The 24,908-nt window shown below is 73.0% G+C and carries 22 protein-coding genes; 8 read left to right on the top strand and 14 right to left on the bottom strand.

Translation table 11 applies throughout. The annotated features are described in order from the left end of the window. Nucleotides 1–2: 2 nt before the first annotated feature. Entirely contained in the window at nucleotides 3–365 is a 363-nt protein-coding gene (locus tag OG488_RS03440) for an STAS domain-containing protein (protein ID WP_329238407.1), read from the top strand. Nucleotides 366–523: 158 nt separating this feature from the next. Here the strand turns inward: OG488_RS03440 and OG488_RS03435 are convergent, their stop codons facing one another. The 7 genes from OG488_RS03435 to OG488_RS03405 form a co-directional block, all read right to left on the bottom strand. Next, nucleotides 524–1,912 carry an MFS transporter gene (locus tag OG488_RS03435; RefSeq protein WP_329225759.1) on the bottom strand — a complete coding sequence of 463 codons (1,389 nt, stop codon included), beginning with the start codon at nucleotides 1,910–1,912 and terminating at the stop codon, nucleotides 524–526. Between the two features lie 334 nt (nucleotides 1,913–2,246). After that, nucleotides 2,247–2,759, bottom strand: coding sequence for a hypothetical protein (locus OG488_RS03430; RefSeq protein ID WP_329225757.1), 513 nt, complete (start codon nucleotides 2,757–2,759; stop codon nucleotides 2,247–2,249). A 156-nt stretch (nucleotides 2,760–2,915) separates the two neighbouring features. Then, nucleotides 2,916–3,539 (bottom strand): hypothetical protein, encoded by a 624-nt coding sequence (locus OG488_RS03425; protein WP_329225755.1) that lies wholly within the window; start codon nucleotides 3,537–3,539, stop codon nucleotides 2,916–2,918. Further along, nucleotides 3,536–5,053: an ATP-binding protein gene (locus tag OG488_RS03420; RefSeq protein WP_443074204.1), complete on the bottom strand. Its 1,518-nt coding sequence runs from the start codon at nucleotides 5,051–5,053 to the stop codon at nucleotides 3,536–3,538. Before OG488_RS03420 ends, OG488_RS03425 begins: the two co-directional genes overlap by 4 nt. After that, nucleotides 5,050–5,733 (bottom strand): response regulator transcription factor, encoded by a 684-nt coding sequence (locus OG488_RS03415; protein WP_329225753.1) that lies wholly within the window; start codon nucleotides 5,731–5,733, stop codon nucleotides 5,050–5,052. Before OG488_RS03415 ends, OG488_RS03420 begins: the two co-directional genes overlap by 4 nt. Before the next feature lie 46 nt (nucleotides 5,734–5,779). Further along, nucleotides 5,780–7,459, bottom strand: coding sequence for a murein biosynthesis integral membrane protein MurJ (gene murJ, locus OG488_RS03410; RefSeq protein ID WP_443074203.1), 1,680 nt, complete (start codon nucleotides 7,457–7,459; stop codon nucleotides 5,780–5,782). Then, a complete protein-coding gene (locus OG488_RS03405; protein ID WP_405696999.1) occupies nucleotides 7,456–8,628 on the bottom strand; it encodes a lipid II:glycine glycyltransferase FemX in 1,173 nt (390 codons plus the stop codon). The genes murJ and OG488_RS03405 overlap by 4 nt, the downstream gene beginning before the upstream one ends. Before the next feature lie 194 nt (nucleotides 8,629–8,822). Here OG488_RS03405 and OG488_RS03400 point away from each other — a divergent pair, with 194 nt between their 5' ends. The 3 genes from OG488_RS03400 to OG488_RS03390 all read left to right on the top strand — a co-directional run bounded on the left by OG488_RS03400 (nucleotide 8,823) and on the right by OG488_RS03390 (nucleotide 13,207). Continuing rightward, the gene (locus tag OG488_RS03400) at nucleotides 8,823–10,016 is read left to right on the top strand and encodes a L,D-transpeptidase (RefSeq protein ID WP_329225751.1); all 1,194 of its coding nucleotides are present in this window, start codon (nucleotides 8,823–8,825) and stop codon (nucleotides 10,014–10,016) included. Between the two features lie 350 nt (nucleotides 10,017–10,366). After that, nucleotides 10,367–11,287 carry an AEC family transporter gene (locus tag OG488_RS03395; RefSeq protein WP_329225749.1) on the top strand — a complete coding sequence of 307 codons (921 nt, stop codon included), beginning with the start codon at nucleotides 10,367–10,369 and terminating at the stop codon, nucleotides 11,285–11,287. 132 nt (nucleotides 11,288–11,419) lie between these two features. Continuing rightward, nucleotides 11,420–13,207 (top strand): cholesterol oxidase substrate-binding domain-containing protein, encoded by a 1,788-nt coding sequence (locus OG488_RS03390; RefSeq protein WP_329225747.1) that lies wholly within the window; start codon nucleotides 11,420–11,422, stop codon nucleotides 13,205–13,207. 47 nt (nucleotides 13,208–13,254) lie between these two features. Here OG488_RS03390 and OG488_RS03385 read toward each other — a convergent pair whose 3' ends face one another. From OG488_RS03385 to OG488_RS03375, 3 genes are all read right to left on the bottom strand, one after another. Beyond that, on the bottom strand, nucleotides 13,255–14,052 hold the full coding sequence (locus OG488_RS03385; protein WP_329225745.1) for an SDR family NAD(P)-dependent oxidoreductase: 798 nt from the start codon (nucleotides 14,050–14,052) through the stop codon (nucleotides 13,255–13,257). Nucleotides 14,053–14,211: 159 nt separating this feature from the next. Beyond that, nucleotides 14,212–15,330 (bottom strand): polyprenyl synthetase family protein, encoded by a 1,119-nt coding sequence (locus OG488_RS03380; protein WP_329225743.1) that lies wholly within the window; start codon nucleotides 15,328–15,330, stop codon nucleotides 14,212–14,214. Continuing rightward, complete coding sequence (locus OG488_RS03375; RefSeq protein WP_329225741.1) at nucleotides 15,327–16,415, bottom strand: tetratricopeptide repeat protein; 1,089 nt, start codon at nucleotides 16,413–16,415, stop codon at nucleotides 15,327–15,329. The genes OG488_RS03380 and OG488_RS03375 overlap by 4 nt, the downstream gene beginning before the upstream one ends. A 363-nt stretch (nucleotides 16,416–16,778) precedes the next feature. Between OG488_RS03375 and OG488_RS03370 the strand changes: the two genes are divergently transcribed. Further along, nucleotides 16,779–16,997, top strand: a complete 219-nt coding sequence (locus tag OG488_RS03370; RefSeq protein ID WP_329225739.1) for an MbtH family protein — start codon at nucleotides 16,779–16,781, stop codon at nucleotides 16,995–16,997. A gap of 89 nt (nucleotides 16,998–17,086) precedes the next feature. Here OG488_RS03370 and OG488_RS03365 read toward each other — a convergent pair whose 3' ends face one another. Together OG488_RS03365 and OG488_RS03360 are read right to left on the bottom strand one after the other, a co-directional pair. Further along, nucleotides 17,087–18,187, bottom strand: coding sequence for a winged helix DNA-binding domain-containing protein (locus OG488_RS03365; RefSeq protein WP_329225737.1), 1,101 nt, complete (start codon nucleotides 18,185–18,187; stop codon nucleotides 17,087–17,089). Between the two features lie 112 nt (nucleotides 18,188–18,299). Continuing rightward, entirely contained in the window at nucleotides 18,300–18,878 is a 579-nt protein-coding gene (locus tag OG488_RS03360) for a DinB family protein (RefSeq protein WP_329238395.1), read from the bottom strand. Nucleotides 18,879–18,968: 90 nt separating this feature from the next. On the opposite strand from OG488_RS03360, the gene OG488_RS03355 reads away from it, so the two are divergent. After that, nucleotides 18,969–19,955 (top strand): helix-turn-helix transcriptional regulator, encoded by a 987-nt coding sequence (locus OG488_RS03355; RefSeq protein WP_329225736.1) that lies wholly within the window; start codon nucleotides 18,969–18,971, stop codon nucleotides 19,953–19,955. An 80-nt stretch (nucleotides 19,956–20,035) separates the two neighbouring features. On the opposite strand, the gene OG488_RS03350 is transcribed toward OG488_RS03355, so the two are convergent. Both OG488_RS03350 and OG488_RS03345 read right to left on the bottom strand, forming a co-directional pair. Continuing rightward, a complete protein-coding gene (locus OG488_RS03350; protein WP_329225735.1) occupies nucleotides 20,036–21,049 on the bottom strand; it encodes a bile acid:sodium symporter family protein in 1,014 nt (337 codons plus the stop codon). Nucleotides 21,050–21,151: 102 nt separating this feature from the next. Then, complete coding sequence (locus OG488_RS03345) at nucleotides 21,152–22,765, bottom strand: ABC-F family ATP-binding cassette domain-containing protein (RefSeq protein WP_329225733.1); 1,614 nt, start codon at nucleotides 22,763–22,765, stop codon at nucleotides 21,152–21,154. Between the two features lie 320 nt (nucleotides 22,766–23,085). Here OG488_RS03345 and OG488_RS03340 point away from each other — a divergent pair, with 320 nt between their 5' ends. Both OG488_RS03340 and OG488_RS03335 read left to right on the top strand, forming a co-directional pair. Then, nucleotides 23,086–24,213, top strand: a complete 1,128-nt coding sequence (locus OG488_RS03340; protein ID WP_329225731.1) for a PP2C family protein-serine/threonine phosphatase — start codon at nucleotides 23,086–23,088, stop codon at nucleotides 24,211–24,213. Between the two features lie 96 nt (nucleotides 24,214–24,309). Then, nucleotides 24,310–24,864: an NUDIX hydrolase gene (locus tag OG488_RS03335; protein WP_329225729.1), complete on the top strand. Its 555-nt coding sequence runs from the start codon at nucleotides 24,310–24,312 to the stop codon at nucleotides 24,862–24,864. The last annotated feature ends 44 nt before the right edge of the window (nucleotides 24,865–24,908 follow it).

The following is a 24,908-nucleotide window of genomic DNA, read 5'->3' as shown; positions in this document are numbered from 1 at the left end:
GGGTGCTGGGATTGCCTGACCGCGCGCTGGAACTCACCGCGGACCACAGCCCTTCGGGCGAGGTGGTCCTGAGGCTCACGGGAGAGCTCGACCACCTCACCGCCGACCGCTTCCGCAGGGCCGTCGAGGAGATCCCCCTGCGTGCGGAGTCGCCGCTCGTCCTCGACATGTCCCGGCTCGCGTTCTGCGACTCCGTGGGGCTCACGGAGCTCGTCCTCGCCCACCGCAGAGCCCGGACGGCGGGGGCGTCGGTTCGGCTCGTGGGCGTGTCCAGGGAACTGGGCCATCTGCTCGAACTCACCGGCGTCGACAGGGTGCTGGCCGTGGAGAAGAACCCCCACCGTGCGCCGGGCTCCGGCGGGTGACGGCCCGGAGCCCGGGCGGAAGGTGACGTGACGGCCCCCGTGCCCCGTGACGCGGGGTGCCCGCACGCCCGTCCACGGAGCACCCTGTGGCCGAGGTCCTTCTCCGTCGTGCGGGGCGACGGGCCGGGAGCCGGTGCCCGGCCCGCCCTGGGGGAGTGTCAGACGCTCCGGGCGTCGACGGGCGGCGTCGCGGCATCGGCGCCCTGCCGGCCGGCGTCCGGCTCGATGTCCGCGAGGTCCCGGCTCCGCGTCTCCTTCGCGCAGACGATCGCCAGCACGGTCACGAGCGCGGCGGCGATCACGTACAGGGAGATCGGTGTCGAGCTGCCGAAGTCGGCGAGCAGCGCCGTGGCGATGAGGGGCGCCGGGGCGCCCGCGGCGACCGAGGAGAACTGCGCGCCGATCGACGCCCCCGAGTAGCGCATCCGCGTCGCGAACATCTCCGCGAAGAAGGCCGCCTGCGGCGCGTACATCGCGCCGTGGAAGATCAGCCCGACCGTGACGGCCAGCAGCAGGCTCCCGAAGCTGCTGGTGTCGATCAGCGCGAAGAACGGGAACATCCACAGCGCCACACCGATGGCGCCGACCAGGTAGACGGGCCTGCGGCCCACCCGGTCGGAGAGCGCACCCCACAGCGGGATCACGGCGAAGTGCACCGCGGAGGCGATGAGTACGGCGTTGAGGGCCGTCTGCTTGCTCAGCTCCGCCGACGTCGTCGCGTACACGAGGATGAACGCGGTGATCACGTAATAGCTGATGTTCTCGGCCATCCGCGCGCCCATGGCGATCAGCACGTCGCGCCAGTGATGCCGCAGGACGGCGACGAGCGGCATCTTCTCGGCCTGGGCGTCGGTGGCCTTGCGCTGCTCGGCCTGGGCCAGGGCCGCCTTGAAGACAGGCGATTCATCGACAGAGAGACGAATCCACAGGCCGAGGATCACGAGGACCCCGGAGAGGAGGAAGGGAATCCGCCACCCCCACGCCCCGAACGCGGAGTCGGACATGAGCGCGGTGAGGGCGGAGAGCACCCCGGTCGCCAGCAACTGACCGGCGGGCGCCCCCGTCTGGGGCCAGGACGCCCAGAACCCGCGCCGTTCCGCGTCGCCGTGCTCCGACACGAGCAGCACGGCGCCGCCCCACTCGCCACCGAGCGCGAAGCCCTGCACCAGGCGCAGGACCGTGAGCAGGACGGGCGCGGCGGACCCGATGGTGGCGTGCGTCGGAAGGAGTCCGATGGCGAACGTCGCTCCGCCCATCATCAACAGGCTGAGCACCAGCAGCTTCTTGCGGCCGAGCCGGTCCCCGTAGTGCCCGAAGACCAGGGCTCCGACCGGTCGCGCGGCGAAGCCCACGGCGTAGGTGAGGAAGGAGAGAAGGGTGCCGACGAGCGGGTCGGAATCCGGGAAGAACAGCTTGTTGAAGACCAGCGCGGCGGCGGAGCCGTAGAGGAAGAAGTCGTACCACTCCACGGTGGTGCCGACGAGGCTCGCGGCGACGATGCGGCGGAGGTCGGACGGCGGCGGTGGAGCGGTTGCTGGGGCGGCCATGTGTACCACTTCCGGACAGTTGGCGGGGACGTTTCCGTGTCGCCATACGGTAGGAAGGGGCAGGTCGGGCGCGTATGTGGCGGGACACCACAGTTCGGTCCGCCGGTGTGCGGGCGGGCGCTACGGGACGGTGTTTCCGGGACCGGCCGCGCTTCGCCCGGCGGGCCGGGAGGCCGCCGAGCGAGGCCGCGAGGTCTGCCGTGTGCCCATGGAACGCCGTCAGGCCGGCCGCAGCGCGCTGCGGCCGGCCTGACGGACGGGCGGTCCGGGTCCGTCGGGCCGGGCAGATCCCCCGGTGGTGGTCCCGCGGATCCTGTCCGGCCCCGGTGCCCGGTCAGGAGGGCTTCGACTCCAGGTGGTACGTCGTGTCGACCCAGAAGCCGTTCGTGGCCCTGGCCTTGATCTCCAGTACGTACTGGCCGGGAATCAGCGGGGCCACGCCGCCCCAGAGGCCCCACGCGTAGCGCTGGGTCAGCCCTGTCCTGAAAGGCGCGGTGAACTCCTCGAGCGGCAGGGCGATGCCGTTGAGCGAGGCCGTGGCCTCCGCCACCGACATGGACAGAGGCACCCTCGAGTACGAGCGGGTGTGCTGCATGTTGAGAACGGGGAAGAACAGCGGCCGGGCCGAGGGCACCGCGCAGCGGCGTACGACCTGGCCGCCGTAGGTGCCCGCCAGGAACCACAGATCGTCAGGCTGGTTCCAGGCGGCGTGCTCGCCCGTCGTGTCCTCGACCGGGCTGCGGCCCTCGGGCGCGGACAGGGCCCACTTCCACCACCTGCCCGCGAGCCTCCCGCCCTCCGCAGAGCTCAACTTCCATCCGCTGTCGACCGATCCTGTTCCGCTCATGACACCCCTCCCACGCAGAGCCCCTGGTCCGGGGCCCATTTCGAACGAGCAGACAGTACCCGGGGTGTGTGACCGGCCCGGCGGCGGCCTCCGCCCACCGGAGGCCCCGCCCGACGGGGAACCGGGCGCCGCGGCCGACGGCCAGGTCTGCGGCTGTCAGCCCGGATTCCCCCCGGCCGGCGTCCTCGACGTACCCGTCCGTGCCGGCGTCGGCCAGGAGTCGCAGCGCTCGGGTGCCTGCGTACCGTCCGTGCCCCGGAGCGTCACCTTGATCCCGCCGTCCGCACTCTCCGCGTACGCGAGGGTGCAGACGAGCTGACGTCGTGCCGACCCGGTCAGCCCGCCCACGGGGGCAGCCACGTCGACGTCCACCGTGTCCCCGCTGCGGGAGAGGCGGGCGCGGGCGGTCAGGGAACGGAGGGACGGATCGCTGCGCAAGCCGGCCCGGAGCTCCGCCCCCTGAGGACCCGCCACCAGCGCGGCGAGGGTCTTCTCGGTCGGTGGGCGCGCGGAGGGGTCCGTCGAGCCTGCCTTGTCCTCGGCCTGGCGGGTGTACTCGTCGCCGAAACCCGCCGGGTCCTCGCCGCTCACGATCCGGGGCACCGGCATCAGGGTGCCGTCGGGGGAGAGGAAGAAGAGCAGCATACGGACCTGCCGGGCCGGGAGCACGTCGATGGTGGCGGGCCCGCTCGCCCCGATGACATCCGTCTCCTGGATGCCGCACGCGGTGAGCGCCGCCAGGGCGGCCACTCCGGCGGCAGGACGGAGGAACGTCCTCATTCCTGGGCCTCCTCTGTGCCGGGGCGGTCGTGCAGCGGCAGCTCGACCGTGAACACCGCGCCGCCCTGCGGCCCGTTGGCGGCTCGGACCGTACCGCCGTGCAGCCGCACGTTCTCCTGGGTGATCGCGAGCCCGAGACCGCTGCCCGCCGAACGGCCGCGAGCGGCGTCCGCCTTGTAGAACCGGTCGAAGATGTGCGGCAGCACCTCGGGCCGGATGCCGGGGCCGTTGTCGGTGACCTCGGTGATCAGCACCTCCGCTCCCTCCGCCGTCGTGCCTCTGTCGAGCCGCACGGTGACGGGCTCGCCGCCGTGCCGCAGGGCGTTGCCGACCAGGTTGGCGACCACGAGGTCGAAGCGGCGCGGGTCCAGGCGGATCCGGATGCCGTCGCGCAGTTCGGTGCGGACGCGATCGCCCCAGTGCCGGTGGTCGAGCGTCTTGCGGACGGTTTCCGCGGCGTCGACCTCGTCGGTGTTCAGCTCGGCGGCGCGGGCGTCGAAGCGGGAGATCTCCATCAGGTCCTCGACGAGCACGGCGAGCTTGCCGGTCTCCGCGCTGATCAGCCGCACCGCCCGCGCGGTGTCGGGGTCCAGGCCGTCGGCGTCCTCGTCGAGGACCTCGGTGACGGCCAGCATCCCGGCGAGAGGGGTCCGTAGTTCGTGCGAGACGTCGGAGGCGAACCGGCGGGCACGTGCCTCGGCCTGCTGGAGCGCCTCGACGGAGTGTTCCAGCAGGCCGGCCGACTCGTTGAACGTGCTTGCCAGGTCCGCGAGTTCGTCCGATCCACGGACCTGGATCCGGGTGTCGAGCCGGCCGCTGCCCATGGAACGGGCCGCCCTGTTCAACGCGCGGACGGGGCGCAGCACACTGCGCGCCGCGATCAGCGCGGGTACGAGCGCGATGGCGAGGGCGGGCAGCGCGCCGTTGCGAGCCGCGGTGAGCAGGGCGTCGACGTCGCTCTGTTCGTCCGTCATCCTCATCACCGCGAACAGGAGGAGCCCGGTGGGTACGCTGCTGCCGGCGCTGGTCCTGGTGACGACCGGCATGCCGATCGTGAGGTAGGGAATGCCGTTCTTGACGACCCGCTGGAAGCCGCCGTGCGGTGTGGAGAGGGTGGTGTGGCGAAGCTCCGGGGTGACCACCGAGGAGGTGGGGCTGGTCCCCGACGACACGCGCAGCGACCCGTACTCGGCGAAGACGATCCAGGGGTGCGGTTTGGCCTTGGCGGCGATGACGAAGAGCGTTTCCCGGAGCATGTCGGGGTCCACCGGCAACGTGGGGGCGAGCGTCTCGGCCTGCTCACGGAAGGACGTCACCGCCGTGTCCTGGGCCCCGGCGAGGACGGCGTTGCGCGCCTCGCGGTAGGTGAGCGCGGCGGTCGTCCCGGCGCTCACCGCGGCGACCAGGAGGAACGCCAGGACGAGGCGGGTCCGCAGTCCGAAGGGCGCGGCCCGGCGCGGACGGCCGGTGCGCGGAGCACGGGTCGCGGCGCCGGGCCGGCGGGCGTCGGTCACAGCGGGCCGAAGCGGTAGCCGAAGCCCCGCAGGGTCTGTATGTAGCGGGGGGTGCCCGGTGCGTCCTCGATCTTGTTGCGCAGCCGTCGTACGCAGGCGTCCACGAGGCGGGCGTCGCCGTGGTAGCTGTGTTCCCATACGTGTTCCAGCAGTTGCTGACGGCTGAACACCTGCTCGGGCGCGGCGGACAGGTGGAGGAGCAGCTTCATCTCGGACGGCGCGAGCGCGACACGGTCCCCTCGCTTGGTGACGGTGAGCCCGGCGCGGTCGACGGCGAGATCGCCGTGGAACTCCACAGCGGGCCGACCGCCGCCCGGCTCCTCGATCCTGCGCAGCACGGCGCGGATGCGGGCCTCGATGACCTCGGTGCGGGCGGGTTTGACGATGTAGTCGTCGGCCCCTGCCTCCAGGCCGATGACGACATCGAAGTCGTCCCCGCGGGCGGTGAGCATGATGATCGGCAGCTGGCTGTCCTCCCGGACCTGGCGGCAGACCTGCACCCCGTTCATGCCCGGGAGCATCAGATCGAGCAGGAGCAGGTCGGGCCGGAACTCGGCGAGAGCGACGAGCCCGGCCTCGCCGGTGGCCGCCGTCCGCACCTCGTGGCCGCGGCGGCGCAGCCCGAGCTCGACCCCCTCGCGTACGGAGGGGTCGTCTTCGATGAGGAGCACGCGTGGCATGGGCAGAACATCCCTGGAAGCCGGAGACGGGGCGTGGTGATGACGGTCAGGGCCTGCGGCGCAGACGCGTGGCCGCGCCCCTGACCAGCGCGGTGATCTCGGTCAGCCGCAGGGGGTGGGCCACCAGCAGGAAGACGGCGCAGATGGAGGCCGCTCCCACCCCGGTGGCCGCTGCCGCTCCGCCGGGGGCCGCCCAGCGCGCGGTGACGTGGCCGACCAGCGTCGCGGGCACGGCGGCCAGCAACAGCCGGGCCTGCGCGGCGGCGGTGGTGGAGCGCCACAGTCCGGACGCCCGGGCGTCCCGCGCCGTGAGCCTGCGGTTCAGTGCGAAGGCGGTGACGGCCCAGCCCGTGAACAGCGCCAGGGAGTACGCCCCGGCGATGCCGGTCACCGCCCAGCGCGCCGGGAGCAGCACGTACGCGGTCACGGACAGCCCCGCGTTCAGGCCGGCGATCACCAGGTTGAGGAGGAAGGGGGTCCGTGTGTCGGACAGGGCGTAGAACGTGCGGCTGAGGACGTACTGCCCCGAGAAGGCGATCAGTCCCGGGGCGAACGCCATCAGGGTGCCCGCCATGACCGCGATGTCACGCGCGTCGGTCTCGCCGTACTGGAAGACGAGCGCCATCACCGGCTGTGCCAGGGCGAACAGGGCGCACGCCGCCGGCACGACCGCTGCCGCGCTGGTGCGCAGGGCGTACGAGAGGTCGCGCCGCACCCCCGGCATGTCCGCGTCGGCGGCCGCCGCGCTCATGCGGGGCATCAGCGCGGTCACCAGGGACACCGTGATGATGCCGTGCGGCACGGCCCACAGCAGATAGGCGTTGTTGTACGCGCTGAAACCCGCGCCCCCGTCGATGCCGGTTGCCTGCGCGCGCAGCCCCGCCGCCGTCGCCAGCCGGGTCGTGACCCAGTAGGCCGCCTGGTTGGTGAGCACCAGCAGGACCAGCCAGCCGGCTGACCGCAGCGGGCGGGTGAGCCCGCTGCCCCGCCAGTCGAAGCGGGGACGGAAGCCGAAGCGGGCCGCGCGCAGCGCGGGCACCAGCGCCAGGGCCTGGACGGCGATGCCCGCGGTGGTGCCCCAGCCGAGCAGTGCCGTCTCGGCGGCGGTGAGCGATCCGCCGTCGCCGGACGCGAGGTAGAGGCCGAAGACGGCGATGACCACGACGTTGTTGAGGACGGGCGTCCACATCATCGCCCCGAACCGGCCTCGTGCGTTGAGCACTTGGCCGAGCAGGGTGAACAGCCCGAGGAAGAAGATCTGGGGCAGGCAGTAGCGCGCGAAGGCGACGGTCATGGAGGCCTGCCCGCCCGTGTAGTCGGTGTACGCGCCGACGATCGCCGGCGCGGCCCACACCGCTGCCCCGGTGATCACCAGCAGGGCGAGCACGCAGACGGTGAGCAGCCGGTCGGTGTAAGCCGCTCCGCCGTCCTCGTGCTGCTTGGCCGCCTTGACGAGTTCGGGTACGAAGACGGCGTTGAGGGCGCCGCCGAGGAGCAGCATGTAGACGATGGTGGGAACGGAGTTGCCGACGGCGTATCCGTCCGCCGTCAGCCCGAGTCCGAGCGCGGCGGCGACCACGGCGGACCGCAGGAACCCGGTCGCCCGGGAGACGACCGACCCCGCGGCCATGATCGCGCCGCTGCGCAGGACCGACGACGTGCGGGAGGGCGCCGTCCCGTCGGACGCGGGCGCCGTGGTGACCGGCGCGCTCACGGGCGTGCTCACCGGCGTGCCATGTACGCCTGGAACGCGCGGTACAACGCGTGGTTGGCCGTGCCGTCCAACGGTCTCTCCCATTCCCCCAGCGTCTCGACGACCTCACCTCCGGTGCCGAGCTTCCAGCGCAGCAGCCCGTGGGAACGGTCGTCAGGATCGAGGGTCGAGGGTACCCCGCGCATGTCGTAGACGTGGGCGCCCAGCGCCTGCGCTTCGAGCAGCATGCGCCACTGCAGCAGGTTGGAGGGGCGCACCTCGCGGCGATGGTCGGCGGAGGCGCCCGTCTGGTACCAGACCCGGTGGCCGACATGGACCATGGTGTGCGCGGCCAGGGTCTCGCCGCCGTGACGGGCGAGACAGAGCCTCATCCGGCCGGGCTCCTCCGCGTTGAGCGCGGCGTACTGGCGCTCGTAGTACTCCAGCGATCTGCCGAGCCGGAAACCGTCGCGCTCCTCGGTGATCCTCAGCAGCCGGTAGAACTCGGGCAGGTCCGCCGCGCCACCGGTCACGACCTCGACCCCCGACTTCTCGGCGCGGCGGACGTTGCGCCGCCATTCCTGGTTGAGCCCGGCCCACAGGTCGTCCGGTCCGCGCCCGGCGAGCGGCACCTGGAAGACGTGGCGCGGCTGCGCGTCGCCGTCCTCCTCCCCTCCGCACCTCTGCCACCCCCGGGCGCGCAGCCGTTCGGCGACCGCCGCGCCCAACGGGTCGACCTGGCTCGCGAGGACGTCGGAAAGCCTCCGGCCCGGCCCTGTCGCCGACTTGACCCGCGCGGCGCTCCAGCGGCGGTACGTCGGCGAGGGCCCGATCCGGACGGCGAAGGCACCCGCCGCACGCAGATGGCGCAGCAACGGCCGGAGCCAGCCGTCGATGGCGGGATCCGCCCAGTCGACGACCGGGCCCTCCGGTAGGTAGGCGAAGTACTTCCGTGTGCCCGGGAGTTGGCGCAGCAGGACGAGGGCGACACCGGACAGCCTTCCGGACTCCGGCTCCGGCCCCCAGCCCACGAGCTGCGCCCGCCAGCCGTCCTTGACCTGCGCCCAGGACGGGCACTGCAGGAAACCGGGCCCCAGCTCCGCCCCCTCGCCCGATGCCAGGAACGCGCGGTACACGGCAGGGGTGACGGGCCCCAGTGACATCTCATGGCCGTGGCCGGCCGTCACGAGCAATGCTGACACGGTGTGAGCCTCTCTCCGAGCGGAATACCGGTGATGCTCACAGCCGTCCGTGACCGCTCCGCGGGCCGGATGTGACCGGACGACGACCGTTGCCCGACGGTCGCCGTCACATGGCCGCATCGCCTCTCACCTGCGGTTGCTTCCGCCCTACAGTCGCTGCCGTACCCACCCGACGACCATGGACGGAGGCTCCGTTGAGCCATATACGTGTGCGTATCGCGGCGGTCGCGGTGCTCCTCTCACCGCTCGCCGCCTGTTCGCCGGGACCCGGCCCCGACGCCGTGGCCCGGACCGCCGGCCACGGCGGTGCGGCGGAGCCGCGGGACCGCCCGGCCCGTGTGAGCGTGGTTCCCGAGGGCCGAGCGGTCGGAGCCGGGCGGCCGGTGAAGGTCACGGCGACGGGAGGCACGCTCACCTCGGTCACCGTCGCCGACGGCGACGGCCGCGCGCTGACCGGCACCTTCTCCACGGACCGGTCGAGCTGGACGTCCCGGCGGAAGGCCGCACCCGGCACCTCGTACACCGTCACCACCGCCGCCACCACCGAGGCCGGTACGAAGAGCTCGGACAGGTCCGTCTTCACCACGGTCGCGGCGGACGAGGTCAACAAGGTCGACTGGCGGCCCGGGACCGACACGACGGTCGGCGTCGCCCAGCCGGTCTCCCTCGTCTTCGACCACCCGGTCACCGACAGGGCCGAGGTCGAGAGACAGCTGAAGATCACCACCTCGGAGCGGACCGAGGGCTCCTGGGCCTGGATGAAGGACTGGTCCGGCCGGGACCGGGTCGACTGGCGGCCCGAGGAATACTGGAAGCCCGGTACGAAGGTCACCCTCGACGCGGAACTGAAGGGCACCGATTCCGGCGACGGCGGCTGGTTCGTCCGCGACTACTCGACGACGTTCACCATCGGAGCGAGCCGGATCACCGAGGTCGACCTCGACCGCAAGCTGCTGACCTTCGAACGGGACGGCAGGAAGGTCCGCACCATCCCGGTCTCCGGCGGCACGCCCGGCGGCGACAAGCGGTCCTGGAGAGGAACCGCGGTGCTGATGGCCAAGGAGGGCACGATCAACATGAACTCGGAGACCGTGGGCCTCGGCGACGCGTACGACAAGATGGTCGACCACTCGATGCGGCTCACCTGGTCCGGCATGTACGCGCACGCCGCGCCGTGGAACGCCCGGTGGTTCGGCAGGGCCAACATGAGCTCCGGCTGTATCGGCATGAGTGACGCCGACGCCGCCTGGTTCTACGGCCAGGTCCGCCCCGGCGACCCGTTCGAGATCAAGGGCCGCGACACCAAGGGCACGGTCGCCCCGGGCAACGGCTTCGGTGACTGGAACGTGCCGTGGGAGCGGTGGCAGGAGATGAGCGCGCTGCGCTGACCACTGCGTGCGGCAGCCGGCCGGGCGCGCGGCGGTGGGGCCGGGGGCCGAACCGGTGGGAGCCGCCGGGGCCCGGAGCAGGAGGTGATGCCCGGGCTGCGGCGCCGACCGCGCTCGTCACGACGGGTCGGGCAGTCCGAAGCGGGCGGCGACCCTCCGTGGCGTGGACCGCCGGGCCGAGAAGGAGGAGGCGCGCTCGCGGCGTCACGGCCTGGACAGCTGAAACGTCTCTGCGTCGGTGATCGTAAGCTGGCCCCGGTCGGCGCGTTGGCGAGCGGAGCCACCTGCGGGTCGCCGGCCGGGGCCGGCCGTGCCGACCGGCCGTACACGATTCATCAGCAAGGATGTCCATGCAGGGAGTTCTCACCGGCTTCGCGGTGATCGCCGTCGTCATAGGCGTCGGCTACGTCCTCGGGCGCCGCGGACACCTGGGGGACGACGGCCGCACGGTCCTGACCCGGCTCGCCTTCAACGTGGCGACCCCCGCGCTCCTCTTCACCACGCTGGCGCGAGCCGACCTGTCGGTGATCTTCTCCGAGCGCCTCCTGGTCACGGCGGTGGCCACCGTTGCCACAGCCGCCGTCTTCCTCACCATCGGACTCCTCAGAGGCTGGGGCGCCGGACAGCTCACCATCGGCGCGCTGTGTTCCAGCTACGTCAACGCCGGCAACCTCGGAATCCCGATCGCCGTCTACGTGCTGGGTGATGCCTCGCTCGTCGCCCCCGTGCTGCTCTTCCAGCAGATCGTCGTCACCCCGCTGGCCCTGACCGTCCTCGACCTGACCAGGCCCGGCGGGCCCCGCCCCCTCCGGCAGCGCCTGACCACGCCGCTCCGCAACCCGATGGCGGTCGGCTCGCTGTCGGGTGTCGCGGTGGCCGCCATCGGCTGGACCGTCCCGGCGCCCGCCTTCGAACCGCTCACTCTCATCGGCAACATGTCCGTGCCCGCCGTACTGTTGGCCTTCGGGATCTCCCTGCGCGGCAGCGGCATACCCGCCCGTGGCGAGAACCGGCCCGCAATCGCTCTGTCCGCCGGGCTCAAGACGACCGTGCAGCCGCTCGTCGCCCTGGCCGTCGGCGCGGGAGTGTTCCATCTGCGGGGCGCGGCTCTGCTCGACGTCGTCGTGATCTCGGCCCTGCCCGCCGCCCAGAACCTCTACACCTACGCCAGCCAGTACCGGGTCGCCGAACAGATCGCCCGGGAATCCATACTCCTGTCCACCGTGGCCTCCGTGCCGGTCCTGATCACCATCGCCGCTGTCCTGGGGTGAACCGGCGGCCGTCCCCGAGCCCGCACCCGGTGAGGCCGGAGACCGGTGCCCTCTACACCCGTGCGTGAGGATCCCGCAGACTTTCAGCAGAACACGTCGGCCGGACCAGGTGAGCCGCATACGTTCGAGCGCATGCCAGATACATCTGACGCCACGTCATATCCGGTCCCGCCCTCCCGGCGTGGGGTGCTGCGCGCGGCAGCCGTCGTCGGCGGCGCCCTCAGCGTCCCCGGAGGGGTCCTCGCGGCGGCCGGACCCCCGCCCGCCGCGGCGGCGCCCTCGGTCATCCCCTCGCCCGCTCCCGAACTGCCCTCCGGGCTGGAGCCGTACCGTACGCCCTACATCAACTGGGCCGGTGAGATCACTCATCACGGGCTCTGGGCCTGCGCTCCCCGCGACGGCCAGGATCTCGCGGATCTCGCGAACTGGGCGCACAGCAACGGCTGGCGGCTGCGCGCCCGCGGCAAGGCGCACAACTGGTCGCCGCTCACCATCACCGGGCCGGCCGAGTCGGACCGGAGCGTGCTGCTCCTGGACACGACCAAGCACCTGACCCACATGGAGCTGGTCGATCCGCCCGCCGGCGCTCCCGGCGCCGTCCGGGCGCAGACCGGCGTGACCCTGGAGACGCTGACGGCCTACCTCGCCGGGCACGGGCTGGGTGTCACCAACACCCCCGCCCCGGGCGAGCTGACGCTCGGCGGCACCCTGGCCATCGACGCCCACGGCACCAGCGTGCCCGCGGTGGGGGAGGCCACGCGCCCGGGCCACACCTACGGCACCCTGAGCAACCTCGTCCTGTCGGTCACCGCCGTCGTCTGGGACGCCGCCCGGTCCGCCTACGTCGTACGCACCTTCCACCGGGGCTCCGACAAGGAGTGCGAGGCCCTGGCCGCGCACCTCGGCCGCGGCCTCGTCGTCGAGGTGGTCCTGCAGGCCGGGGAGGAGACACCCCTCCGCTGCCGGAGCCGGACCGACCTCACCAGCGACGAACTGTTCGCCGCTCCGGGCAGCGCACTCGCGCGCAGGGGGAACACCTTCGCCGACTTCCTCGACCGCACCGGGCGGGTGGAGGCCATCTGGTTCGCGTTCACGGACAGGCCGTGGCTGAAGGTGTGGAGTCTCAGCCCGGAGCGGCCCCTCACGGCGAGGGCGGTGCACCATCCGTACAACTATCCCTTCAGCGACTCCCTCCCGACGCCTGTCGCCCGTCTGGCCGGGCGCCTGGTGGGGGAGGCAGCCTGGTACCTCGCCCCGGCCTTCGGCGCCGCCCAGTACACGGTGGCGGCGACGGGGCTGACCGCCACTCTGGCCACCGATCTGTGGGGCGCCGCGCACACCCTGCAGTTCTACCTGCGCCCCACGACCCTGCGGGAGACGGCGAACGGCTACGCCGTCCTGACCCGGCGCGCGGACGTGCAGCGCGTCATCTCGCAGTTCGCGGCCTACTACAGCGAGCAGCTGAAGACACGGGCCGCGCGGGGCGAGTTCCCCGTCAACGGGCAGGTCGAGATCCGGGTGGGCGGGCTGGACCGGCCCGAGGAGTCGGCTGCCCCCGGCGCCCGGCCACCGCTGCTCTCCGTCGTACGACCGCCCGCGGACCGGCCGGAGTTCGACTGCGCGGTGTGGATCGATGTCCTGACCCAGCCGACCACACCCGGGGCCCACGCGTTCTACCGGGACCTGGAGCGTTTTCTCCTCGCCACCTTCGACGGGGAGTACGCCCTGACGCGTGTCGAGTGGTCGAAGGGCTGGGCGTACACCGACACCGAGGCCTGGGCGGACGAGGAGGTCATCGGGACCACGGTCCCGGCCTCGTACGGCCCGGGGCAGTGGACGGAGGCGGTCGGCGTGCTCGACCGCCTGGATCCGCACGGGGTCTTCGGCAACGCCTTCACCGACCGGCTGGTCCGCGCGTGACCGCCCGTACGTGACCGCCCGCGTGACGCGGTGCCGGGCACCGCGTGTCAGGCATCGCGCCACCCGCCGTCGATGCGCAGGGTGGTGCCGTTGACGTAACCCGCCCCGTGGCTTGCCAGGTACGTCACCATCCCGGCGTAGTCGCGGGGCCTGCCGATACGGCCGCTGTCGTTGGGCGCGAGGTTGCTGACGGCATGCGGTTCGATCTCGTCCCAGGTGTCGCCCCAGCCGTTCCTCCGGCCCAGGTCGGTCAGCGTCCGCCGCGTGGCCGCCACGAGGATGCCTCCGGCCGCCACCGCGTTGGACGTGACGCCTGTGTGTGCCAGTTCGCGGGCGAGCGAGGCCGCCAGGTTGTCCCGGGCGGCGTTGGAGGCGGCGTAGTGGGGCTGGCTCGCCTGGGGCAGATGTCCGGTGACGCTGCTGATCTGGATCACGCGACCCCAGCCCCGCTCGCGCATGCCCGGCACGAGGCGCTGGATCATGCGCACACCGGCGATGACGTTGATGTTGTAGAGGTCGGCCCACCGTGCGGCCGAGGTGCTCGTCCAGTCCGCTTCGGGCTCGTAGACGCCCGCGTTGTTCACGAGGATGTCCACCGGCCCCGCCGCGAGCGCCGCCGCCACGGCGTCGTCCGCGCCGGCGTCCGTGCCGATGTCGCCGATCGCGACGGCGGCCGTTCCGCCGTTCTCCCGGATGCGCTTCGCCACCGCTTCGGCCCGTGCCTCGTCCCGCCCGTGCACGACGACCGACGCTCCCTCGGCCGCGAGCTGCTCCGCGATCTCCTGGCCGAGTCCGGCGCTCGATCCTGTGACGAGGGCACGCTTTCCCTCAAGCTGCAGGTTCATGGGACAGCTCTCCTCCGCTTCGGGCCTGTTCCCGGTGGCGGCCCCCGGATGACGGGCGCGCCGTGCTCCAAGGTGCTCGAAGAAAAATGGACCGGCAAGTCCAGAAAAGGGCCGGCCCCCGCGGTGAGCGGGGGCCGGCCCACCGGGCGACGGGACCGCTCACACCCGGCGGTGGAGCAGGAACCCGAGCAGCGCCTCGATCTCATGGGCCGCGCGCGGGCCGAGGGGCACGCTCCGCAGGCAGGCGCGGGCGGCGTTCAGGTGGTGGCGGGCCTCGTCCAGGGTGGCGGCGCGGCCGCCGCAGGACTCGACGAGCGCTGCCGCGCGGGCCGCGCGGGCGTCGTCGAGGGGGAGGGGGGACCGCAGGAGCGCGGCGAGTTCCTCGGAGCGGGGGCCGTCCCCGGCGAGGGCGGCGAGCACGGGACAGGTCTTCTTCCGCTGCCGCAGATCGCTGTACACGGGCTTGCCCGTCACCGCCGGGTCGCCCCATATGCCGAGCAGGTCGTCGACGGCCTGGAAGGCCACCCCGAGGTGACGGCCCGCCAGGTCCAGAGCGGCGACGGTGCGGGCGGGCGCCCCGCCCAGCAGCCCGCCCAGCGCGGCGGCGCAGCCCAGCAGGGTGCCGGTCTTGAGTTCCGCCATGGCGCGGTACTCGTCGGTCCGCACGGCGTCCGGACCCGTCCAGGGGCGGGCGGAGAAGAGCAGGTCCTCCGCCTGACCGCGTACGAGGCCGTTCAGCGTCCCGGACAGCCGGCCGACCGCTGCCGCGGTGTGCGGCCCCGGTGTCTCGACGAGGGTCTGCACCGCGAGCGCGAAGAGCGCGTCGCCCGCGAGTACGGCGGGCCCGGTGCCGTACGCCTTCCACACGGTCTCCCGCTGCCGCCGGGTCCCGTCCCCGTCCATGATGTCGTCGTGCATCAGCGAGAAGGTGTGGATCAGCTCCACGGCCACCGCCCCCGCCACGGCTCTCTCCCCGGGTGCCCCCACCGCCTCGGCGCACAGCACGGCCAGGGCCTGGCGCACACCCTTGCCCTCGTACGACCCGTCGGCGGGCGTCCCTCCCACGCCGCACCAGCCGAGTGAGTACGCGGCCATCTCGCCGTGCCACGGATGGAGCCGGGATATCGCCGCGGACAGCGAGGGGCGCACCAGGTCGCGGCAGCGCGCGAGTACGCGGTCCGCGGTGACCTGGGGTTCCGCCGTCCCGGTGGGGGAGTCGTGGCGTACGGACCCCGTGCCGTATCCGGGTTCCGCCGGTGCGGTCGCGGGGGAGTTCATCGCGTCACCGCCTCCTCGACGCGCTGCCCGACGCCGGGCAGCGGGCCGACCCCCAGCTCCGCCGTCGCCTTGTCCACCATGTCCCGCGCGTGCCGCAGGCCGATCCGGTCCAGGGTCCCGCGGAGTTCGGCCAGCTCCACGGCCGTCTCCGCCGGGTTCCGGCCGAGCCGGGCCAGCGACTTCGCGAGCCCCAGCCGGGAGAGCGCGGTCCCCCGTGGTTCGTTCATCTCCCGGAACTCCGCGAGTGCCTGCGTGTAGAAGTCCCGTGCCTGCGGGTACTGCCCCGCGCGGTAGTGCACGTTGCCCCGCATCTTGTGGTTGTAGGCCAGGGCGCTGGACAACGTCATCTCGCGACACGCGGATTCTGCCTCGGTGAGCAGGGCGAGCGCGCGCTCCACGTCACCGTCCCGTACGGACACGACGTCGGCGATACCACGCAGTGCCCACGCCCGCCCCCGCCGGTCGTCGGCCCGGCCCGCGGTCTCGGCCGCCTCCTCGAAGAGGGCCAGCGCCCTGTCGTACGAGCCGGTGTTCCGGTGCATCTGGGCTATGCCTTCCAGTGCCCAGACCGTGTGCCGGGCCTCGCCCCGCCTGCGGGCCTCGGCCAGCAGTTGTTCGTGCAGTTCGCCGACGGCCTGGTAGTCGCCCTGGATGCGCCCGGTCTCCGCGAGGCCGGCCAGCGAGTAGCCGCGCACCACCACGTCGCCCCCTCGCTCGCCCAGCTCGGCCGCCAGCCCGAGCAGCCGGTAGGCCAGTGCCAGCGAGCCGCGCTGGCGGGCGAGCGTGCCACCGCTCCAGAGCGCCCAGGCCATCGCCCCGACGTCCTCCGCCGCGCGGGCCGCCCGGTAGCTCGCCTTCCATGCGGCGTCGGCCTCCGTCACCCGCCCCAGGCGCCGGTACGCCTCGGCCACCGCGAGCCCGCAGCGCGCCATCTCCCGGTGCTCACCTGCGCGTTCGGCGGCGCGCAGTTCCTCGACGCCCTTCGCCAGTACCTCGGTGAGGGAGGAATTCACCGACAACGAGCCGAGCGCCCCCTGGTACTCCGGTGCGAACGCCTTCTCCTTCGGCCGATGCTGCTGAGTCACCCGTGCCACCCGCTCACTGTCTCGCCTGTCTTCGGAAACATCCCGGCGGTGGTCGGCCGCCGTCCTTGATCAAGACGGTATGAGCGCGCAGAGGTTCCCCGAATCCCCCTGCGCGTCGGTCATGGGTCGTACCTGAGTGCCATGCGAGGGGTCTGCCGTAGTCAGTGGGAGGGATGCCGCACCGCGAGCGGGGCCGCCGGCCGGCGTGTCCTCGGGAGCGGTGGTCCGCCGGCCCTGCCGTCCCGATCCGCCTTCGGCCGTGGACAGTTCGCCGCGCTGCGGGCCGGTGCGCCCGGAGAGACATCCGGGTAGAGTCGCCCACAGCCAAGCAAAGAGAGCCTTACCTAAGTTCGAGGAGTATCGGTGACCAATCCTTTCGAGGACGAGAACGGCACCTACCTGGTGCTCGTCAACGACGAGGGGCAGCACTCGCTCTGGCCCGCGTTCGCCGAGGTGCCGGGCGGCTGGACGGTGGCCCACCAGGAGGACACCCGCCAGGCGTGCCTCGACCACGTGGAGCGGAACTGGACCGATCTGCGGCCCAGGAGCCTGGTGGAGAGCATGGCGGCCGACCCGGCCTGACGCCACCGGGCGCCTCCGCGTGCTCGCGCGTCACCGTCCCGGACCCGGTCCGGACGCGACCGGCACGCCCGGCCGCGTCCGGACCGGCCTCAGCGCGGGGGCCCGGCGATCCGTACGCGACTGCTCCCGCCGTCGGAGAGGAACGCCGCCAGCCCGGCCCCTTCCTCCGCGACGGCCTCGCGGTCGGCCCGGGACAGCCCGTGCAGCGGGGTCACCACCACCGTGCCGTCGTCGGCGCTCCACGTCGCGGAGACCCGCCCGTCGACCAGCACCACACGCTCACCGGCGACCGACAGCCCCCGGTGGGCGTCGTCGATGATCCGGCCGCGGTCGTGATAGCCGAGGATCGCGTTGTCGAACGCCGGCAGGAACCGCACCGGTGCGGGAGTGCCGGGGTCCGGGCGCGGCGCGTCGGGGAGGTCGAGCAGTTCGCGACCGCGTCCGTCCCGGAAGGACACCAGCTCCTCCCGCAGCGCCGACACCGCAGCGGGGAGGCCGGCCAGGCCGCACCACGCGCGCAGATCGGCCGACGCCGCGGGGCCGAAGGCGGCCAGGTAGCGACGCACCAGCGTCTGCCCCACCGGGTCCGACGCGTCGGCGGGTGCCGGGTCGACGTCCCGTCCCAGCCAGGAGGAGAGCAGGACGTTCCGGACCCCTCCCTTGGTGCGCCACAGCCCCCGGGGCGGCGCCTGCACCACCGGTACGAGGGCGGCGAGCACCATCTCGCCCAGCGCCCGGCGCCCCGGCGCCGCGTGACGCCCGGTGAGCGCGTCGACGACCTCGGCGGGGGTACGGGCCTCTCCGTCGGCCAGCAACGCCCTTCCCGCCAGCGCGAGTTCGTCGAGGTCCGTACCGTCGAACTCGTTCCGGTAGACGCCGAGCACCCGTTGACGCAGCATGGCGTCGTGACGGCCACGCCATGCCACGGCGTCGTCGGCGGTGACGAGATGGACCGTACGCCGCATGAGGTGCATCCGCACCACGTCGCGCCCGGTCAGCAGCCCCGACAGGGCCGCCGGTTCGAACTCCCGCAGGCGTGCCCAGAGTCCGACGTACGGCTCCTGCGGTTCCTGCGCCTGGAGCCCGCAGAGGTGCCCGACGGCGACCGGCACCGGGAGCGCGGCCCGGTCGAGCAGCAACTGCCTCGCCAGCGTCGCGCGGTTGAGCGCCCGGGTGTCCAGTACGGTCATCACGTCACCGCCGGGCCCGGACACCGGGGGCTGTCCGCCCCGGGCCTCGCTTCTTCACCGTGTGCCTCTCTTCTCGGGTCCGTCCGTGTGCGAGCGGGAGGGTGACAAGGGATCAGGTCGCCTTCTGCCCGTCGAGCGTCTCCCTCAGGATGTCCGCGTGACCGGCGTGCTGCGCGGTCTCGGCGATGAGGTGCGCCAGCACCCGGCGCACGCTGCGCACGGCTCCCGGTTCGTTCCAGGGTGCGTCCGGCAGCGGGTGGACCGCGGACAGGTCGGGGACACCGGCGACGACCTCCTCGGTCCGGGCGGCGACCTCCTCGTAGTGCCGGAGGACCGCGTCCAGGGTCTCGCCGGGCAGCATCCGGAACTCGTTCCCGTGGTCGGTCATCCACTGCGGGATCCGGTGCGCCGTACCGGCCGCGAGATCGGCCCAGGTGACACCGTCGGGCAGGTCGTGACGCATCCCCGACGGGCCCTCGACCACGAAGCGCATCCACCCGGCCTCGGTGGACGCCACATGCTTGACGAGGCCGCCGGGGCAGAGCGAGCTGACCGTCGGGGACGCGGCGGCCTGCTCGTCGCCGAGCCCGCTCACCGCCTTCGTCAGCGCGGCCCGGGCGGTCGCGAGCGCGGCGAGCAGGTCGGCCCGCTCGCTGTCGAGGGGCGTGGCGGGGGTGCTCATCGTGATCAGTCCTTCTGGTCGTTCCCGGTGTCGTGCGGGACCACCGTCGCAGGGGAAGAGGTCAGGATCTGTCCGCCTCTCCGGGCGATACTGATCGCCATGGCGACGACCTCGGCGCGACTGCTCTCGCTGCTCTCCCTCCTCCAGGCGCGCAGGGACTGGCCCGGACGACTGCTGGCGGAGCGGCTGGAGGTCAGTGCCCGTACCGTGCGCCGTGACGTCGACCGCCTGCGCGAGCTCGGCTACCCCGTGGTGGCCACCAAAGGGCCGGACGGGGGATACCGGCTCGACGCCGGCACGGAACTGCCGCCGCTGCTGTTCGACGACGACCAGGCCGTCGCCCTGGCCGTCGCGCTCCGGACCGCCGCCGCCACCGGTGCCGGTATCGAGGAAGCGGCGGAACGCGCCCTGAGCACCGTCCGGCAGGTCATGCCCGCACGGCTGCGCCATCGCGTGGACTCCCTCCACGTCACCGCGGTCGGACGGGCGGGTGCGCAGCCGGATCCCCAGGCCGACCCCCGCGTCCTCGTGGCGCTCGGCACGGCCGTACACGCCCGCGAGGTGCTGCGCTTCGACTACCCTCCGGCGTCCCCGGACTCCGGCGACGCGCCGGCCGAGAGATCGCCGCGCCGGGTCCAGCCGCACCACCTCGTCACCTGGGGAGGGCGCTGGTATCTCGTCGCCTGGGACCTGGAGCGGGAGGACTGGCGCACCTTCCGCGCGGACCGGATCACCCCGCGCACCCCGACGGGGCCACGCTTCACCCCGCGTGACGTGCCCGGCGGGAACGTCGCGGCCTTCGTGGCCGGCAGGTTCCGGGGCTCCGACGGCGACGGCGACTGGCCCTGTCTCGGCGAGGTGATCCTCGATCTGCCGGCCGCCGCCGTGTCCGGACACGCCGGCGACGGGTTCGTCGAAGCCCTCGGCCCCGACCGCTGCCGGCTCGTCCTGGGTGCATGGTCCTGGCCCGGACTGGCCGCCACCATCGGCAGGTTCGACGCCGGCGTCCAGGTCGTCGGGCCGCCCGAGCTGAGGGACGCCTTCGCGCACCTGGCCCGTCGCTTCGCCGACGCCGCCGAGCGGTGACCGGGCGTCACCCGCCGTCCTGACAGGGCGTCACGCGCCGTCCGGCCCGGGCCCGCGGAGGACCGGGACAGCGGGGCCGGTCAGGCCTCCCCGGCGGTCGCCGTCTCCCGCGCCGGGCCCGCCACCGCGAGCTCGTCGCGCCGGGACCGGTGCGACATCCATGCGGCGACCAGGGCGCCCGAGATGTTGTGCCACACGGAGAACACCGCGGCCGGCAGGGCGGCCAGCGGACTGAAGTGGGCCGTCGCGAGTGAGGCGGCGAGCCCCGAGTTCTGCATGCCGACCTCGAAGGCCATGGCGCGGCTCGCGGGCCTGCCGAGCCCCGAGATCTTGCCCGCGCCGTAGCCGAGGGCGAGCCCGAGGCCGTTGTGCAGCACGACGGCGATCAGCACGGTCACCGCGGCCGACTTGATGGCACCGGCGCTGCCCGCCACGACGGCGCAGACGATCGCGGCGATGGCCAGCGACGACAGCCAGGGCATGAACCCCAGCACGCGGTCGACGAACCTGCCCGCGACCAGCCGCACCACGAGGCCGCCGAGGACCGGCAGCAGGACGGTCTTCAGGATGTCCGTGATCATCGAACCCGCGTCCACCGGCAGGTACGCCCCGGCGAGGAGCAGCGTGAGCGGCGGCGTCACCAGAGGGGCGACCAAGGTGGAGACGGTCGCGACGGAGACCGACAGCGCCACGTCACCGCGGGCGAGGAACGTCACCACGTTCGACGCCGTGCCGCTGGGCGCGCAGCCGACCAGGATGAGCCCGGCGGCCAGCTGCGGCGGCAGGCCGAGCAGATGGGCGATCGCCCAGCCGAGCCCCGGCATGATCACGTAGTGGGCGACCAGACCGATGGCCACGGCCCACGGGCGCTTCGCCACCCCCCGGAAGTCGAGCGGAGTCATCGTCAGGCCCATGCAGAACATGACGATTCCCAGCAGGTACGGGACCGACTCCGTCCAGCCGTCGAACGTGCCGGGGGTGACGAGACCGGCCACGCCCGCCACAAGCACGAGGACGGGGAACACCGTGACGGCGCGCCTCGCGGCCCTGTCGTCGGACCGCGGCTGATCAGGGGTTATCTGTTCGGTTTGCACAGGCGCGATGAGACGCCGCAGGCGGGGGCCGCCGCAAACGAGTCTCATGATGCGGACGGACTGTCCATGATGCGTTCAGCGTGGCGCCCTCGCCGGCGGTGGTCACAGACGCAGTTCACGCCCCTGCCAGCGCCTCCGCAGCCAGCGGTCGTGACCGGCCAGCACGATCGCCCCCGGACCCGCCCCCATGGCGGCCTCCAACTCGTCGCAGAGCCGAGGGGACAGATGGTTCGTCGGCTCGTCGAGCAGCAGCAGCTCGGGCGGGTGCGCCACCAGGAGTGCCAGTGCGAGCCGACGGCGCTGACCGACGGACAGGCGCCCGACCTGCTTGCCCAGGTCCGCCTCGCTCATCAGCCCCAGCGAACCCAGCGGCACGGCTTCCGCGCGCTCGGCTCCGAGCGTCTGCGCGTAGGTGTCCCGGACGGTACGGTCCGGCCGGTCGAACACGGTGTCCTGCGTCAGCAGTCCGACCGAGACCCCGCTCCTGCGCCGTACGTCGCCGTCCGCCGCGAGACGGCCGGCGAGCACGGCCAGCAGCGTCGACTTCCCCGTGCCGTTCCCACCCGTCACGAGCAGGCGGTCGGTCGCCGACACATCGAGCCGGTCGACGGCGAGCCGGCCGTGCACCCGCACGTCGCGCAGCGAGACGAGGGTGCCCTCCGCCGACGCCCCGCCGAGTGCGGCGCGGCGGAAACGCAGCGGCTGCGGCGGCTCAGCGGTCCGGTTCCGCTCCAGGTCCCCCAGCCTGCGGGCGGCGTTGCGGACCCGCCGTGAGATCTGGCTCTGCACCCGCCCGGCCCGCAGTCCGTAGCCCATCTTCTCGTTGTCGCGCGGCCCGCGGTCCGGGGCGACACGGTGTGTCGTCGTGCCGATCGACCGCCGCAGGGCCTCCAGTTCCTCCTGCTCCTCGGCGTACCGCCGCTCCCAGCGCTCCCGTTCGGCGCGCTTCTCGGCCTGGTAGGCGGTGTAGTTGCCCCCGTAGCGCACCGGGCCGTCCACGGCGGGGTCGAGATCGATCAGATCCGTGCACACGGCGTCGAGGAAGGCCCGGTCATGGCTGGCCACGACGACGACGCCGGGCAGGCCGCGTACCTGCTCCTCCACGAACGCGGCGGCGCTGTCGTCGAGGTGGTTGGTCGGCTCGTCCAGCAGGAGTGCGGACGGCCTGCGGACCAGCAGGGAGGCCAGGGCCAGACGGCCGCGCTGGCCGCCGGACAGGGAGCCGAGCGGCCGATCGAGCCCGACCCCGCCCAGGCCGAGGCCTTCGAGCACGATCGCGGCGCGCCGGTCGGCGTCCCACGCCTCCTGTTCCTGGGCGGCCTCGAGCCGTCGGCCGTAGGCGTCGAGCAGCGCGGTGTGACCGGGGGAGTCCTCCGGGGTGCCGGCGAGCTCTCCCGAGAGGCGTTCGAGCTCGGCGAGCGTGTCGCGGACCTCGTTCAAGGACTCGTCCAGCACGTCGGCGATCGTCGCCGCGGAGTCGAACGGCATCTCCTGGTGCAGGAACCCCAGATCGGCGGGGCGCGTGACGCTTCCCGCGTCGGGTTCGTCCACCCCGGCGAGCAGGCGGAGCAGCGTCGACTTGCCGACGCCGTTCTCCCCGATCAGGCCGATGCGGTGGCCGGGTGACGCGGTGAGGGAGAAGCCGTCGACGACCCGTCCGCTGCCGAAGGAACGGACGACGTCGTGTGCGAGCAGGGGTGCGGAGGCTTCGGACATGGGTGTGACCTCGCAGGGCATGAGGACGGACGGACGTCCGCCCGGGTCGGACAGGGGGAGGGGGGTCGACGCGCGGCATCGCGGCCGCGGTGCTGTCACGCACCGGCCGAGGCCGATCACATCCAGGTGGTGTCACCCGGAGATGTCGTCGTCTCCCACCATGTCCGGTCTCCTCACCGAGAGATCAGTGTCCGGGAGGGACCCTAGCAGCCGCCGTTCCAGGGATCCCGTCGTCCCCACGGGGCCGGGTCCCCCGCCGTGTGCGCCGGATCGCGGCCGCCGGGGATGCGGAGGGGCGTGCTTGCGGGCAGCGTGGGGGAGTGTCGCAGCTGCTGAGAACCCGGTGGATCCCCGTAGGCCTCATCGTGCTGGCCGTGGTGGTCGACGTGGTCACGCCGCACGACGTGACCTCCGCGCCGCTGCTCATGGCCGCGCCCGTCGCCGCCGCCCCCCTCCTCGGGGTCCGCGGGATCATCGGCGTGGGCATCACCGCGATGATCGTCCACGCGCTTCTCGCGCAGGTCGACGGGACCTTCGGCTGGCGTGCGGGCGTGGCCAACCAGATCACCCTCGCGGCCGTCACCGCGCTCGCCGTCCTGATCCACCGCACGCTGCGCAGACAGGACGCCCGTGCCCGCCGCGCCCAGCAGGTCGCGGCCGTCGCCCAGCGGGCCGTACTGCCCAGGCCCCCGTCACGCCTGGGGTCCCTGCACATCGACGCCCGGTACGTACCCGCCGAGAGCGAGGCCCTGATCGGCGGGGACCTGTACGTGGTGCAGAACACCCCGTACGGCATCCGGGTGATGGTCGGTGACGTGCGGGGGAAGGGGCTCGGGGCGGTCAGCGCGGTCAGCGCCGATCTGGGCGCCTTCCGGTACGCGGCGGACGAGGCCGAGGACCTGTCGCAGCTGGTGACCCGGCTGGAACGGGCCCTCCTGCGCGAGGGCGGCCGACGCGGCGGCCAGCAGCAGGAGGAGGGCTTCACGACGGCTCTCATCGCGGAGTTCTCCACGGACCTGGAGACCGTGCGCCTGGTCAACCGGGGTCATCCGCCCCCCGTGCTGATCGACCCACAGGGCGGCGCCACGCTCCTCGGCGCGTCCGAGGAGGCGCCCCCGCTGGGTATGAGCGACCTGGGTGCCTGGTCCGCCCCGGTCGACAGCTTCGCCTTCCCCGCCGGCTCCACCCTGCTCTGCTACACGGACGGAGTCACCGAGTCCCGGAACGCCGCGGGGCGCTTCTACGACCCCGTCGTCCGCCTCCCGCTCGTACTCGGCAGGCGACTGCGCACCGGCGCCCGCGTCACGCCGGGCCAGATCCTGGACCTGCTGATCCAGGACGTGCACCGCCATGCCGACGGCCGGCCCCAGGACGACCAGGCCATGCTGGCGCTGCACCGTTCCCGTGACGACCCCGAGCCCGTCGCGGCCGCACCCCCCGCGGCCTGAACGGGCGAGGTGAAGGGGACACGATCGGACTGACGTTCCCCTGCCGGGGGAGGCCGCGGACCGTTTGCCGGGCGGCACACCGGACATGATCCGCCCGTGACAGAGCGTACTGACCCGATGACGTGGACGCTGAAGAGCGAGCGTCCGCAGCCGGCCGGTTATCTGACGGTGCGGTGCCGGACCTACGTGCAGCCCGACGGCAAGGACTCGGAGTGGGACATCCTCCACGGCTCCCGGACGGTCGCCCTCGTGGCGTTCACCGAGGACGGCCGGGGCATCCTCGTGCGCCAGTTCCGCCCGGGCCCGGGCAAGGTGCTGGCCGAGCTGCCGGGCGGCATGATCGAGCCCGGCGAGGAGGTCCTGCACGCGGCGGCACGCGAGCTCCTCGAGGAGACCGGCTACCAGGCAGGGAGCGCCGAAGTCGTCATGCGGACGTACCTGGCCTCCTACGCGACCCATGTGCGCTACGCGGTGCTGGCCAGGGACTGCCGCAAGGTCGCAGAGCCGACCCCTGACGCGGAGGAGTTCGTCGATCCGGTCACCCTGTCGCAGGACGCCTACGTGGACCATCTCCTCGGCGGCGAGTACACCGACGCGGACGTGGGCCTGGCGGGGCTGGTCGCGGCGGGCCTGCTCCTCAGGAAGCCCTGAGACACCGCCATCCGCCGCACGGGGCCCGTCCTTGACGTGCGTGC

The sequence above is a fragment of the Streptomyces sp. NBC_01460 genome (assembly GCF_036227405.1).
Taxonomy (GTDB): domain Bacteria; phylum Actinomycetota; class Actinomycetes; order Streptomycetales; family Streptomycetaceae; genus Streptomyces.
The sequence above is the reverse complement of the archived record's forward strand: the minus strand, read 5'-3'. Positions and strand labels throughout refer to the sequence as shown.

What these genes read in the sequence shown, in the direction of transcription:
- OG488_RS03425 (WP_329225755.1), bottom strand. Translation starts at nt 3,539, where the DNA reads ATGAGGACGTTCCTCCGTCCTGCCGCCGGAGTGGCCGCCCTGGCGGCG.
- OG488_RS03395 (WP_329225749.1), top strand. Translation starts at nt 10,367, where the DNA reads ATGCAGGGAGTTCTCACCGGCTTCGCGGTGATCGCCGTCGTCATAGGC.
- OG488_RS03430 (WP_329225757.1), bottom strand. Translation starts at nt 2,759, where the DNA reads ATGAGCGGAACAGGATCGGTCGACAGCGGATGGAAGTTGAGCTCTGCG.
- OG488_RS03385 (WP_329225745.1), bottom strand. Translation starts at nt 14,052, where the DNA reads ATGAACCTGCAGCTTGAGGGAAAGCGTGCCCTCGTCACAGGATCGAGC.
- OG488_RS03355 (WP_329225736.1), top strand. Translation starts at nt 18,969, where the DNA reads ATGGCGACGACCTCGGCGCGACTGCTCTCGCTGCTCTCCCTCCTCCAG.
- OG488_RS03390 (WP_329225747.1), top strand. Translation starts at nt 11,420, where the DNA reads ATGCCAGATACATCTGACGCCACGTCATATCCGGTCCCGCCCTCCCGG.
- OG488_RS03365 (WP_329225737.1), bottom strand. Translation starts at nt 18,187, where the DNA reads ATGACCGTACTGGACACCCGGGCGCTCAACCGCGCGACGCTGGCGAGG.
- OG488_RS03345 (WP_329225733.1), bottom strand. Translation starts at nt 22,765, where the DNA reads ATGTCCGAAGCCTCCGCACCCCTGCTCGCACACGACGTCGTCCGTTCC.
- OG488_RS03435 (WP_329225759.1), bottom strand. Translation starts at nt 1,912, where the DNA reads ATGGCCGCCCCAGCAACCGCTCCACCGCCGCCGTCCGACCTCCGCCGC.
- OG488_RS03380 (WP_329225743.1), bottom strand. Translation starts at nt 15,330, where the DNA reads ATGAACTCCCCCGCGACCGCACCGGCGGAACCCGGATACGGCACGGGG.
- OG488_RS03415 (WP_329225753.1), bottom strand. Translation starts at nt 5,733, where the DNA reads ATGCCACGCGTGCTCCTCATCGAAGACGACCCCTCCGTACGCGAGGGG.